The organism is Arenimonas sp. (genome assembly GCF_035312645.1).
GTDB lineage: Bacteria > Pseudomonadota > Gammaproteobacteria > Xanthomonadales > Xanthomonadaceae > Arenimonas.
This window is the reverse complement of record NZ_DATGBO010000011.1, coordinates 1-11,698: the sequence shown is the minus strand read 5'-3', so window position 1 is coordinate 11,698 and position 11,698 is coordinate 1. Positions and strand designations below refer to the sequence as shown.

Here is an 11,698-nt window from a genome sequence, read left to right as displayed (position 1 = left end):
GGAAGCAATTGCAGCTGCGCGCAGGCGCCGGCCTGGTGCTCGATTCGCAGGCGGAATCGGAGTTGCAGGAAACCCGCGCCAAGGCGCGCGGCCTGCTGCGTGCCTTGGGAGTGCCGGGATGAGCCTGCGCATTCTCCATGGCGATGTCGTGGTTGATCATGTCGCTGCCGATGACCGCGGTTTGAACTATGGCGACGGCCTGTTCGAGACGATCCTCGTCCATCACGGCCAGCCGGTGTGGTGGCGCGAACACTGGCAACGCCTGGAACGCGGCGCACGCGTGCTTGGCATCGTTCTGCCTGATGAGGCGAGGGTGCGTCGCGAGGCCGACGCGCTGATGGCTGCGCAGGCGCGCGCGGTGCTCAAGCTCGTGCTCACGCGCGGCCGCGGTGGCCGCGGCTATTCAACCTCTTCGGGGCCGGTGCCGACGACGATCCTGTCCCTGCACACGGCGCCGGAGCCCGCGCCGGCGGCGATCGATCTGCGCTGGTGCGAAACCACGCTGGCGATCCAGCCGCGGCTCGCCGGCATCAAACACCTCAATCGTCTGGAAAATGTCCTGGCGCGCGCCGAGTGGCGCGATCCGGCGATTTTCGAAGGCCTGCTCCGCGACAGCGCCGGGCGCGTGATCAGCGCGACCGCCGCCAATCTTTTCGTGCGCATCGATGGCGTCTGGCGCACGCCGGCGCTGGACAACTGCGGCATCGCTGGCATCGCCCGTGGCTGGCTGCTGGACACGCTGCCCGGGGTCGACGTGACCGTGATGGGCCGCGAAAGCATCGAGAACGCCGAGGCGCTTTTTCTCTGCAACGCCGTGCGCGGTATCCTTCCGGTCGGCGGTCTCGGGGCGCAGCGCTGGCGCCCGGATGCCGCGACCACGGACCTGCGCCGCCGGCTCGCCGCGGCGCAACCGGCCTTTGCTTTCCAGGAGTGATGCGTGCCTCGTCAACGTCGAATCGGACGAATCAAGTTGTTTTTCGCGGTTCTGCTGGTTGCTGCGGTCGCTGCCGCGGGCATCTGGTGGCAGCGCACCCAGGAATTCGCGGATCGGCCGCTGCTGCTCAGTGATGTCGAGCGCGTGCTGATGATCGAGCAGGGCGATGGCTTCAATCGCGTGCTGGAAAAAATCCGTGGCCTGGGCGTGGAGCAGGGCAGCGATCTGGAATGGAAAACCCTGGCGACCACGATGAAGGTCGCGCAACGCCTGCAGGTCGGCGACTACGCAGTGACCTCGGGCATGACGCCGCGCGCGCTGCTGATGCGGCTCGAGAACGGTGAGGTGATCCAGCGCAAGTTCACCATCATCGAAGGCTGGAATTTCCGCGATCTGCGCAAGGGCCTTGCCGGCGATATCCTGCTCAAGCACGAGATCGAACAGCTCAGCGATACCGAGGTCATGAAAAAACTCGATCGCGATGGCGTGTTTCCCGAAGGCCGCTTCCTGCCGGAAACCTATGTCTACACGCGCGGCACCAGCGACCTGGCGATCCTCGACCGCGCCGCCAAGGCGATGGACGAAAAGCTCGCCGAGGCCTGGCAGTCGCGGCGCAAGGATCTGCCGCTGGCGACGCCGGATCAGCTGCTGACGCTGGCCTCGATCGTCGAAAAGGAAACCGGCAAGGCCAGCGAGCGCCCGCAGATCGCCGGCGTGTTCATTCGTCGCCTCAATACCGGCATGCGCCTGCAGACCGATCCGACCGTGATCTACGGCATGGGCAGCGCTTACGCCGGCAACATCCGCAAGACCGACCTGCTCACCGATACGCCGTACAACACTTACACCCGCGACGGCCTGCCGCCGACGCCGATCGCGATGCCGGGCAAGGAGGCGCTCGCTGCCGCGGCGAATCCTGCCGATGGCGATGCGCTGTATTTCGTTGCGCGCGGCAACGGCGCGCATTATTTTTCCGCGACGCTCGCCGAGCACAACGCGGCCGTGCGCAAATATCAGTTGGGGCAGTGATGCGCGGGAAATTCATTTCCATCGAAGGCGGCGAAGGCGCGGGCAAGTCGACCGTCATCGCGGCGATTGTGCAGGCGCTGGGCCAGCACGGGCTCGAGGTCGTGCAGACGCGCGAGCCCGGCGGCACGCCCGCCGGTGAGGCGATCCGCACCTTGCTGCTGGATCCGGCGCGCACGCTGGCGGCGGAAACCGAATTGCTGCTGATGTTCGCGGCGCGCGCGCAACTGGTGCGCGAATTGATTTTGCCGGCGCTGGCCCGCGGTGCCGTCGTGGTCAGCGATCGCTTCACCGATGCCAGCTTCGCCTACCAGGGCGGCGGTCGTGGCATCGAGATGGGCCGCATCGCCGAACTGGAACGCTGGGCGGCGGGCATCAAGCCCGATCTGACTTTCCTGCTCGATGTCGGTGTCGACGAAGGCTTGGCGCGTGCACGTTCGCGCGGAGGCGAGCTCGACCGGATCGAACGCGAACGCAGCGATTTCTTCGAGCGCGTGCGCGCCACTTACCTCTCTCGTGCCGCGGCCGAGCCCGGGCGTTTCCGCGTGATCGATGCGTCGCAGCCAGCTTCTGCGGTGGTCGCTGCCGTTACGCGGGCACTGAGCGAATGGCGGACACGCGCGTGAGTTTCGCGCCCTGGCAGCAGTCCGTGCTCGACAACGCGCTGGCGGCGTTGGCGGAAGGCCGTCTCGCGCATGCCTTGCTGCTGGTCGGGCCGGCGAACATGGGCAAGGGTGCGGTGGCGGAAATATTGGCGCAGCGCCTGCTGTGCAGTTCACCCGCCGCCGATGGCCTCGCATGTGGAAAGTGCCGCAGCTGTCTGCTGTACGCAGCGAAGACACACGGCGATATCCAGCGCGTGAGTTTCGAGCTCAATGAAAAAGGCGACAAGCTGCGCACCGAGATCAGCGTCGACCAGATCCGTCGACTCGGCCAATGGTTCTCGTTGACGCCGCAACTCGGCGGCGCGCAGGTCGCGCTGATCGAGCCGGCGGACGGCATGAACGTCGCGGCCAGCAATGCCCTGCTCAAAACGTTGGAAGAACCGTCGGCGAATCGTTTCCTGCTGATCGTCACCTCGCGGCCCGGGCGCTTGCCGGCGACGATACGCAGCCGTTGCCAACGACTCGAATTCCGCATCCCCGCGCGCGGCGAAGCACAGGCATGGCTGCGCGGTCTTGGCCATGCCGATGCGCAGATCGAAGTCGCGCTCGATGCCGCTCGCGGCCAACCCGGCCTGGCCGCAGAATGGTTGGGCAATGGCGGCCTGCAACTGCGGCGCGATGTCGTCGCCGACCTCAACGCCGTCGGTAGTGGCCGCATGAGTCCGATCGAACAGGCGCAGCGCTGGTTGGCCGACGACCGCGGCGAGTTGCGCCTGCGTTTCGCTGCGGACCTGGCCTTGTCGGCGGCCTCGCGGCAGGTCGGGGCATCGGCGAAGGAGCCCGGAGGCTTGACGATGCCGACGGATTTTCCCAAGCTCTCGGCGTGGTTCGATGCGATCAACCGCACGCGCGAGCAGTTGCGTGCACCGATCCGCAACGACCTGGTACTGGCCGGGCTGCTCAGGGAATGGCGTACCATGTTCCAGTGACGGCTGCCCCGGCAGCCTGGTCGGATCGAATTCAGACGGGCGCCGCTGGCTGCCCGGATTGATCAGGGAGTACGACGATGATCGGTGGCGCAGGCGCAAGACAGGGCATTCTCTCGCTCGCGATCAAGGACAAGGCGCAGCTCTACAGCGCCTACATGCCCTTCGTTCGCGCTGGCGGCATCTTCATCCCGACCACCAAGCGCTACGCCCTCGGTGATGAAGTTTTCCTGCTGTTGTCGCTGCTCGAGGACAAGGAACGCCTGCCAGTGGCCGGCAAGGTGGTCTGGGTCACGCCGCCGGGGGCGCAGGGCAATCGCACTGCCGGTATCGGCGTACAGTTCTCCGATTCGGCCGAAGCGGAAACCGTGAAAGGCAAGATCGAAACCCTGCTCGCTGGCTCGCTGGATGCCGACAAGCCCACGCATACGATGTAGTTGGCGTGAGACGGGAGGCGTGAGACGGGAGACGGAGCTGAGAGGCTCCGTTTTCATTTCCGGCATTGCGAAAAATTTTCTGTGCGGAAAGTAAAGCGAAAATCGATCAAACGGAGAATCACCATGCGCTTTGCCGCGTTGCCGATGTCCCTGCTTCTCTTCTGCGTCAGTGCATGCACTTCGACGCACCCGCATTCCGGCACGCCGCAGGCAGCGACGACGACCGACGTGACATCGCCAACCCCCGCGGGCGAGCTGCGTTTTTCCGGCATTGTCGAAAAAGTCGACACCGGCTGCTACGCCGACGGCGTCTGCCTGATGATCATTGCCGGCCGCGAAGTGGTTTTCGGCCGGGGCTGGTCGCACGACACCTGGGGAGAGGTCGCGACGATGGAACCGACCGAGGCGTATCTGGGCAGGTGGGTCGATGTCTACTGCAAGGGCAGCGGCAAGCAATGCACGCTGGCCGGCAGTGCCGGGTATTTCATCCGGCCGCGCAAGGAAAAGTAACGGAGTTCCCGCGCGCGTGGCCGAAAGCGCGAAACCGGAAAACGAATTCTGGAAATGAATTCAAGAAGCGAATTCAGATCCGCCCGGTGTAGAACAGCGCGAAAATAAGCGTGCCCAGTCCCAGAGTGAAGCCGACGACGCAGCCGATCCGCGCCCACATTTTTTCCTTTCGCCGCTTCGCTGTCGCCGCGATCGGATCGCGACGCATTTCCTCGGCACGCCGGCGTGCGACGATGCGCGGCAATACGTACGTGGTCATGGCCATCACACCGGCGACGTAGGTGAGCGTGACGACCACCGGCGCGATAAAGCCCGCCGGCGTGCTCGACCAGACGATCGCGCCCATGAAGGCCAGCACCCAGACGCTCATCGCCAGGCCGTAACGCAGCAGTTGCCGGCGTTCGAGGGCATCGAAAGGATCGCGCAGATATTTGCGCAGGCCCCACCAGACGCCGCCGAGCGCGCCGGCCAGACCGATGCCGATGCCGCCGAGCGAGCCGATGAGGATTTTCAGCAGGCCCTTGCCGGCGAGCGCGCTACCTGTCACCGCGATCGTCGCCGCCGCCGCCGGCGGGCTGGCGATGGTCATCGTAGTCAGCACCGCGGCAGTGAAGGCCGCGCCCGGTGCGCTCTGTTTGGCGAATTCCGCGAGGCGCTGCAGCAGTTCGTCGCGGATGCTCTGGCGCGCGCGCGACAGCCGCTTGCGCACGGCGGCATCCTGCATGCCCAGCAGCGCGGCAACCTGTTTCGAGCTCTGGCCTTCGCGGTAATACAGCAGCAGCACTTCCCGCGATTCCTCCGGCAGCGCGTCGATCACCGCCGCGGCGATGCGCGCTTCCTGGGTTTCGGCGAGATGCTCTTCCGGATCCAGACCAGGATCGGCCACGGCAGCGATCACCGCTTCGATATCGCCGGCGGGATTGGCGCGATAAACCTGCGCACGCAGATGATCGCGGGCGAGATTGCGGGTGATCTGCCGCAGCCACGGCAGGAAGCTGCTGGGATTGCCGAGCTTGCGCAGGTTCTGCCAGGCGCTGATGAAAGCATCCTGGGCGATGTCTTCGCTGGCGGGCACGTCGCGCACGATCGACCAGGCGATCGAGGTGACCATGCTCTGGCAGTTCTGCACGATGCGGCCATATGCAGCCTGGTCGCCTTTGGCCGCAGCGGGCAGGTGGCTTTGGATGATCGAATCGAGGATGTCGGCACTCATGTCGGGATTCCGTGGCGCATCGCTGCAGATCAGTGCGCTTGCTTGCGCGCGGGGCGCACGGCGACACCCGGGCGGGAGCCGCCGAACCCGGCGATCAGTCCGATCGCGCCGAAGCTCGCTGCCATCGCCGCGCCGGAAGGCGCCGCCAGCGCACCCGCGCTCGCGACCAGCAGAGCCAGACCGAGGCAGGTAAGAGCAAGGAGGGCGTAGCGGTTGATGCGGTAGCGGGTGGCGGTGCTCATCACGGGTTCCTGGAGGTGGGCATCATCAATGATGCATAAGCCAGGACGCTCCATCGTGCCGGATGTGACAGCGATCAGTGCGGATGCGAGAACAGCATCTTCAGCACCATGCCTGCCGCCATCGCGCCAATCACGAACAGCAGCCCGACCTTGATGCGCAGCAGGCGGGTCTCCGGCGAGGCCGCGGCCTTTTCGGCGAACTGCAGATCGATCGGCACGTAGGACGGTGCGTCGGTCTTGTCGAGCAGGCCCAGCCCGTGCATCAGTTCGCGCGCCTGCTTGTAGTCCTCGGATTTGATCACCCAGACCGAGGCGGGGACTTCGTTGGCCTGGGCTTTCTTGTCGGCATAACTGAACTGCCGGCGGCTGTAACCCTTGTAGCCGGGGTCGCCCATGATGCGGTTCTCGATACCGGCTTCGTCGAGCATGCGCGCGACTTCCTGGACGTTCTCGAAGCGCGACGAAGTGAAAATCTGGCGCATCAGCTCGCCTCCGGTTCTTCGGGAAGCACGCGGATCAGGCCTTCCTGGGCGACAGACGCGACCAGCTTGCCCTCGCGCGTGAAGATCTGGCCGCGGGCGAGGCCGCGGGCGTTCTGCGCGGTCGGGCTGTCCAGCGAATACAGCAGCCAGTCGTCGACGCGGAACGGACGGTGAAACCACATTGCGTGATCGAGCGAGGCCATTTGCACGTTCGGCTGGTAGTAGCTGATGCCATGCGGAAACGTCGTCGTGCCAAGGAGGTAGAAATCCGAGGCGTAGGCGAGCAGGGCGCGATGCAGGTCGGGTGAGTCGTCGACCTTGTCGGTGAGGCGCAGCCAAACCTGCTGATACGGCGGACGCTTGGGCGGTTTGACCTCGTCGCGCGGATAGATCGGCCGCATCTCGAACGGGCCCATGCGCGACAGCCAGCGCTGCATTTTCGCCGGCAGTTTCGCCATCACTTCCGGCGCCGGCGCGACCGTGGGTTCGACGTCTTCGGGCTGCGGCACTTCCGGCATGTTGAACTGGTGCTCGACGCCGGGCTCGGCTTTCTGGAACGAGGCCGCGAATACCAGGATCGGCTGGCCGTGCTGGATCGCGGTCACGCGGCGCACGGAGAAACTGTGGCCATCGCGGGTGCGGTCGACATCGAACACGATCGGCGCATTGATGTCGCCGGCACGCAGGAAATACGCGTGCACCGAATGCACGCTGCGGTCGGCGTCGACGGTCTGTTGCGCCGCCGACAGCGATTGCCCCAGCACCTGGCCGCCGAACACGTACTTGGTGCCGATGTCACGGCTCTGACCGCGGAACAGATTGTCCTCGAGCCGCTCGAGCGTGAGCAGGGAGACGAGTTCGGAAACGACGGGTTGGGTCATGGCGGCTCCAGGCACGGGCCGCAATTATACCGGCCCGTAGGAGCCAGCTTGCTGGCGACAGCTGCAACAAGCCGCCCATAGGAGCCAGCATGCTGGCGACCATGCCTATCGCGGCGGCACCTATCCAAGCTCACATTCTTCCGCGGTGAAGTCATGCCCCGTCGCCAGCGAGCTGGCTCCTACGCCTACGCCCAGGTCAACGCTACGGCTTGAGGCGGAGCAGGCCGCTGTCGCGCAGCACGCGTGGCCAAGGGAATTGCGGACCGGGGTCGCGTTTGCGCCAGACCTGCAGGTCCGGATTATCGCTGGCGTTGACCTTGGCGGTGTCGAGGTCCTCGTGGCCGGCGATCAGTTCCAGCGTCGGGAGCTCGCGCTTGAGTTGCCGCAGCAACGCAGTCAATGCCTGGATCTGCGCATCGGGATAGGGCTCGCGCATCGTCTGCTGGCGCGAGTCGTACCAGTCCGGATAACGGCCGGTGTTGACCAGTTCGATGCCGATCGAACGCGGGTTGTAGCCACGCGTGTGGTTGGCGATGCGCTGCGGGCGCACGAAGGCATGGATGCTGCCGTCGCGATCGATGTAGTAGTGGCCGCTGTTGCCGGTGCTGGCGTCGTAGAGGATGCGCTCGCCGTATTCGCGTGCGATTGCCAGGTCGGGCAACTCGGTGCAATGGATCACCACGAGATCGATCTGCGTGGTCGCGCGCTCGTCGAGGCGGGCTTCGTAAGGCAGTGGCCAGGCGTGCTGGGGCGGGTTCGAAGGCAGGTCTTGGCTCATGCCTGCATGGTAGCATTCGCGCCTGTTTTGGCCTGTCCAGTGAGCGCCGCCATGCTGCCGCCAACCGATACCGCGCTGGGCGCGTTGATGCGAATCCTGCCGCGGCCGGGGCGCGTGCGCTGGATCGGCCTGCGGCCGCAGCGCGATGTGGCGATGAACGAAGTGCTCGCCGTCGTCGCCGAAACCGGCAAGGGTCTGATTGGCGATCGCTACAACAGCGCCAGTGGCAAGCGCGGCATCACCCTGATCCAGGCCGAACACCTGCCGGTGATCGCGACACTCGCCGGTCATGCCGAAGTCGCCGCAAAGACGCTGCGGCGCAATCTCGTCGTCGAAGGCATCCCACTGATTGCACTGAAAGAGCGGCGCTTCCGCATCGGCGAGGCGGTGTTCTTCGGCACCGATTCCTGCGATCCGTGTTCGCGCATGGAAGACGCACTGGGCCCCGGCGGTTACAACGCCATGCGCGGCCACGGCGGTTTGTGCGCGCGCATCCTCGAAGGCGGCTGCATCCGCGTTGGCGATGCGGTGGTCGTGCTCGACGACATCGCCGAATGAACGGCCACGTCATTATTTCGCACGGACTGGAAAGCAGTCCCGAGGCAACCAAGGCGACCGCGTTGGCGCAGGTCGCCGAGGCGTTGGGTTGGACCCACGAACGCCCCGATTATCGGCGCTGGGATCAGGATGTTTCGCGTAGCCGCCTTGGCGATGTCCATGGCCGCCTCGCGCATTTGCGCGAACTCGTTGGCCGCGCGCGAGGGCCGCTGGTGCTCGCCGGATCGAGCATGGGCGCATTCGTGTCGGCGCGGGTATCGTTGGAAGTGCCAGTGCTTGCCCTGTTCCTGATGGCGCCGCCGACCGAGCTTGTCGGCTTCGAATTTCCGCTCGATGCCGCACGCGTGACCACGCGCATCGTGCATGGCTGGGACGACGAATTGATTCCTGCGTCGGACGTCGCGCGCTGGGCCGGGGCGCGCCGCGACCACACGGTGTTCGTCAACGACAGCCATCGTCTTGCCGATCATGTCGGGCTCTGCGCCGAGGAATTTTCCCGTCTGCTGAAGACGCTGGCATGAAATTCTTCGTCGCCTGCGCCAAGAGCCTCGAATATCTGCTCGCCGATGAATTGCTTGCGCTGGGTGCGGATCGCGCCACCGCGGCGGTCGCCGGCGTCAATGTCGAGGCCGACGATCGCGTCGCCTATCTCGCCGTCCTGCATTCGCGCCTGGCCAGCCGCGTGCTCTGGCCGTTGGCGGAATTCGCCTGCGACAACGAGCAGGATCTGTATCAGGGCGTGCACGAGATCAACTGGTCGCGACACGTCGCGCCCGAGGGAACGCTGGCCGTGGACGCGCACGTGTCCGGCACCGAGATCACCCACGAACGTTTCGCCGCACAGCGCGTGAAAGACGGCATCGTCGATCGCATCCGCGCCAGTCATGGCACGCGGCCGTCGGTCGATATCGATGCGCCGGACCTGCGCGTCAACGCGGTGATCCGCAAAGGTCGCGCGGTGATTTCGGTCGATCTCGGTGGCGGCCCGTTGCATCGCCGCGGCTGGCGGCAATCGCAGGGCGACGCGCCGCTCAAGGAAAACATCGCTGCGGCGATGTTGATCCGCGGCGGCTGGAAAAAAATCTACGCCGAAGGCGGCGCCTTGCTCGATCCGATGTGCGGCAGCGGCACCTTGCTGATCGAAGGCGCGCTGATGGCCGCCGACGAAGCGCCGGGCCTGTTGCGCTGGTGCGGCGCGCAGCCGAGCCGCTGGCTGGGTTTTGACGCCGCGTTATGGGCCGAATTGATCGCGGAAGCGACGCAGCGCGCGCAAGCAGGCCGCGCCGCGCTCAAGCCGGTGTTCTTCGGCGCCGATAATGATCCGACCGCGCTGCACGCGGCGATGGCGAATGCAGATCGCGCCGGGCTTGCTGAACTCATTCGTTTCGATCGTCGCGCGATCGCGCAATTGCAGGCGCCGGGCCAGGAACGCGGATTGGTTGTCTGCAACCCGCCTTACAACCAGCGCCTCGCGGCCGATCAATCGCTGTATCGCGAGATCGGCGATGCGCTGCGCCAGGCCGTGCCCGAGTGGCGTGCCAGCCTGCTCTGCGGCGATGCCGAACTCGCGCACGCAACCGGACTGCGCGCGGCGAAAAAATACACGATCTTCAACGGCGCGCTGGAATGCAGCCTGATCCTTTGCGATCCAATCCAGCCGCCGGCGCGCGAGGCGCGGCCGCCGGCCGAGTTGAGCGAAGGTGCGCAGATGGTCGCCAACCGTCTGCGCAAGAACCTGAAGAAATTCAAATCCTGGCGCGAGCGCAACGGCATCAGCTGCTACCGCGTTTACGACGCCGACCTGCCGGAATATTCCGCGGCGGTGGATGTGTATCAGGAAGACGAAGGCGAGCGCCGGCTATTCCTGCATGTCCAGGAATACCAGGCGCCGGACACGATTCCCGAAGCCGACACGCGCCGCCGTTTCGGCGAGTTGCTCAACGCGCTGCGCGAGGTGTTCGCGCTGCCGCGCGAGCAGATCGCGATCAAGACGCGGTCGCGCGGCAAGGGCGGCAGCAAATACGGGCGCATGGATCAGGCCGGCGATTTCATCGTCGTGCGCGAAGGCGCGGCGCGCCTGCGCGTGAATCTTTTCGATTACCTCGATACCGGCCTGTTCCTCGACCATCGTCCGATCCGCCTGCGCATGGGCCGCGAGGCGAAAGGCGGACGGATGCTCAACCTGTTCGGCTACACCGGTGTTGCCAGCTTGCATGCGGCGGTCGGTGGCGCGGCGCAGACCACCAATGTCGATCTGTCGGGCACCTATCTCGACTGGTCCGCGCAGAACCTCGCCTTGAACGGCATCGCCGGCCCGAAGCATCGCTTGATCCAGGCCGATGCGATGAAATGGCTGGAGGCCGATCGCGGCGAGTACGAGTTGATCTTCTGCGATCCGCCGACGTTCTCGAACTCGGCGCGCGCCGAAGATTTCGATACCCAGCGCGACCATGTGCGCCTGCTGCGTGCGGCGGTCGCGCGGCTGGCGCCCGATGGCCTGCTGATTTTTTCCAACAACTTCCGCCGCTTCCGCCTCGACGATGCCGCCGTGGCGGAATTCGCGACGGTGCGCGAGATCAGTCCGCAGACGCTGGATCCGGATTTCGAACGCAATCCGCGCATCCATCGCACCTGGGAACTACGCCGCGGCTGATTTCATTTCAGCATCCGGTTTCATTTCACCATTCGGCGATTCGATTTGCGCTCTGCCTCGGCGTCCTGGACCGCCTGTTTGTGCTCCGCGCTGCTCAGCAGTTCGATGCGATTGATCTTGCAGGGGTAGTCGCGAGTGATGATGGCGTCGCCGATGCTGCCGCAGACCTGGTTCGTCGCTGGGTCGCCACGGAAGGCCAACTGGTTGGTGTAGCTGAGGGCGGTGCAGCTGCGGCTGACCTCGATGCGATATTTGCGCTGGCCGGCATCGACCAGCACGTGCTGGTCGTCGACGAAGACAAACGACCGGGCCATGACCGGATTCAGGCATTCCTGGCCGCGCAGGGGTTTTGCTGAGGTGGTCGGTGTCGCTGTGGTGTCGGCCGGGGCGCTC

15 protein-coding genes are annotated in these 11,698 nt (G+C 65.5%); 9 read left to right on the top strand and 6 right to left on the bottom strand.

Annotated elements, in window-relative coordinates:
• Positions 1–118 precede the first annotated feature (118 nt).
• From pabC to VKM35_RS00995, 6 genes are all read left to right on the top strand, one after another.
• Positions 119–934: an aminodeoxychorismate lyase gene (gene pabC, locus VKM35_RS01020; protein ID WP_324317431.1), complete on the top strand. Its 816-nt coding sequence runs from the start codon at positions 119–121 to the stop codon at positions 932–934.
• A gap of 3 nt (positions 935–937) precedes the next feature.
• Positions 938–1,963, top strand: coding sequence for an endolytic transglycosylase MltG (mltG, locus tag VKM35_RS01015; RefSeq protein ID WP_324317429.1), 1,026 nt, complete (start codon positions 938–940; stop codon positions 1,961–1,963).
• Entirely contained in the window at positions 1,963–2,586 is a 624-nt protein-coding gene (tmk, locus tag VKM35_RS01010; RefSeq protein ID WP_324317427.1) for a dTMP kinase, read from the top strand. The genes mltG and tmk overlap by 1 nt, the downstream gene beginning before the upstream one ends.
• The gene (holB, locus tag VKM35_RS01005) at positions 2,568–3,554 is read left to right on the top strand and encodes a DNA polymerase III subunit delta' (protein WP_324317425.1); all 987 of its coding nucleotides are present in this window, start codon (positions 2,568–2,570) and stop codon (positions 3,552–3,554) included. Before tmk ends, holB begins: the two co-directional genes overlap by 19 nt.
• 77 nt (positions 3,555–3,631) lie before the next feature.
• The gene (locus VKM35_RS01000; protein WP_324317423.1) at positions 3,632–3,988 is read left to right on the top strand and encodes a PilZ domain-containing protein; all 357 of its coding nucleotides are present in this window, start codon (positions 3,632–3,634) and stop codon (positions 3,986–3,988) included.
• Between the two features lie 123 nt (positions 3,989–4,111).
• Positions 4,112–4,498 carry a hypothetical protein gene (locus VKM35_RS00995; RefSeq protein ID WP_324317421.1) on the top strand — a complete coding sequence of 129 codons (387 nt, stop codon included), beginning with the start codon at positions 4,112–4,114 and terminating at the stop codon, positions 4,496–4,498.
• A 73-nt stretch (positions 4,499–4,571) separates the two neighbouring features.
• Here VKM35_RS00995 and VKM35_RS00990 read toward each other — a convergent pair whose 3' ends face one another.
• The 5 genes from VKM35_RS00990 to VKM35_RS00970 all read right to left on the bottom strand — a co-directional run bounded on the left by VKM35_RS00990 (position 4,572) and on the right by VKM35_RS00970 (position 8,094).
• Entirely contained in the window at positions 4,572–5,711 is a 1,140-nt protein-coding gene (locus VKM35_RS00990) for a sigma-70 family RNA polymerase sigma factor (RefSeq protein WP_324317419.1), read from the bottom strand.
• 29 nt (positions 5,712–5,740) lie between these two features.
• Positions 5,741–5,953 carry a hypothetical protein gene (locus tag VKM35_RS00985; RefSeq protein ID WP_324317417.1) on the bottom strand — a complete coding sequence of 71 codons (213 nt, stop codon included), beginning with the start codon at positions 5,951–5,953 and terminating at the stop codon, positions 5,741–5,743.
• A 74-nt stretch (positions 5,954–6,027) separates the two neighbouring features.
• Positions 6,028–6,435, bottom strand: coding sequence for a hypothetical protein (locus tag VKM35_RS00980; RefSeq protein ID WP_324317415.1), 408 nt, complete (start codon positions 6,433–6,435; stop codon positions 6,028–6,030).
• Positions 6,435–7,316 carry an acyl-CoA thioesterase II gene (gene tesB, locus VKM35_RS00975; RefSeq protein ID WP_324317413.1) on the bottom strand — a complete coding sequence of 294 codons (882 nt, stop codon included), beginning with the start codon at positions 7,314–7,316 and terminating at the stop codon, positions 6,435–6,437. Before tesB ends, VKM35_RS00980 begins: the two co-directional genes overlap by 1 nt.
• Before the next feature lie 202 nt (positions 7,317–7,518).
• A complete protein-coding gene (locus tag VKM35_RS00970) occupies positions 7,519–8,094 on the bottom strand; it encodes an N-acetylmuramoyl-L-alanine amidase (RefSeq protein WP_324317411.1) in 576 nt (191 codons plus the stop codon).
• 51 nt (positions 8,095–8,145) lie between these two features.
• Between VKM35_RS00970 and VKM35_RS00965 the strand changes: the two genes are divergently transcribed.
• From VKM35_RS00965 to rlmKL, 3 genes are read left to right on the top strand one after another with little or no spacing between them, the layout of a single operon-like run.
• Positions 8,146–8,652 (top strand): MOSC domain-containing protein, encoded by a 507-nt coding sequence (locus VKM35_RS00965; protein ID WP_324317409.1) that lies wholly within the window; start codon positions 8,146–8,148, stop codon positions 8,650–8,652.
• Positions 8,649–9,173, top strand: a complete 525-nt coding sequence (locus VKM35_RS00960) for a hypothetical protein (protein ID WP_324317407.1) — start codon at positions 8,649–8,651, stop codon at positions 9,171–9,173. Before VKM35_RS00965 ends, VKM35_RS00960 begins: the two co-directional genes overlap by 4 nt.
• The gene (rlmKL, locus tag VKM35_RS00955) at positions 9,170–11,305 is read left to right on the top strand and encodes a bifunctional 23S rRNA (guanine(2069)-N(7))-methyltransferase RlmK/23S rRNA (guanine(2445)-N(2))-methyltransferase RlmL (protein ID WP_324317405.1); all 2,136 of its coding nucleotides are present in this window, start codon (positions 9,170–9,172) and stop codon (positions 11,303–11,305) included. Before VKM35_RS00960 ends, rlmKL begins: the two co-directional genes overlap by 4 nt.
• Before the next feature lie 20 nt (positions 11,306–11,325).
• On the opposite strand, the gene VKM35_RS00950 is transcribed toward rlmKL, so the two are convergent.
• Positions 11,326–11,698 (bottom strand): DUF6491 family protein (locus tag VKM35_RS00950; protein WP_324317403.1); only part of this gene is annotated, 373 nt, incomplete at its 5' end.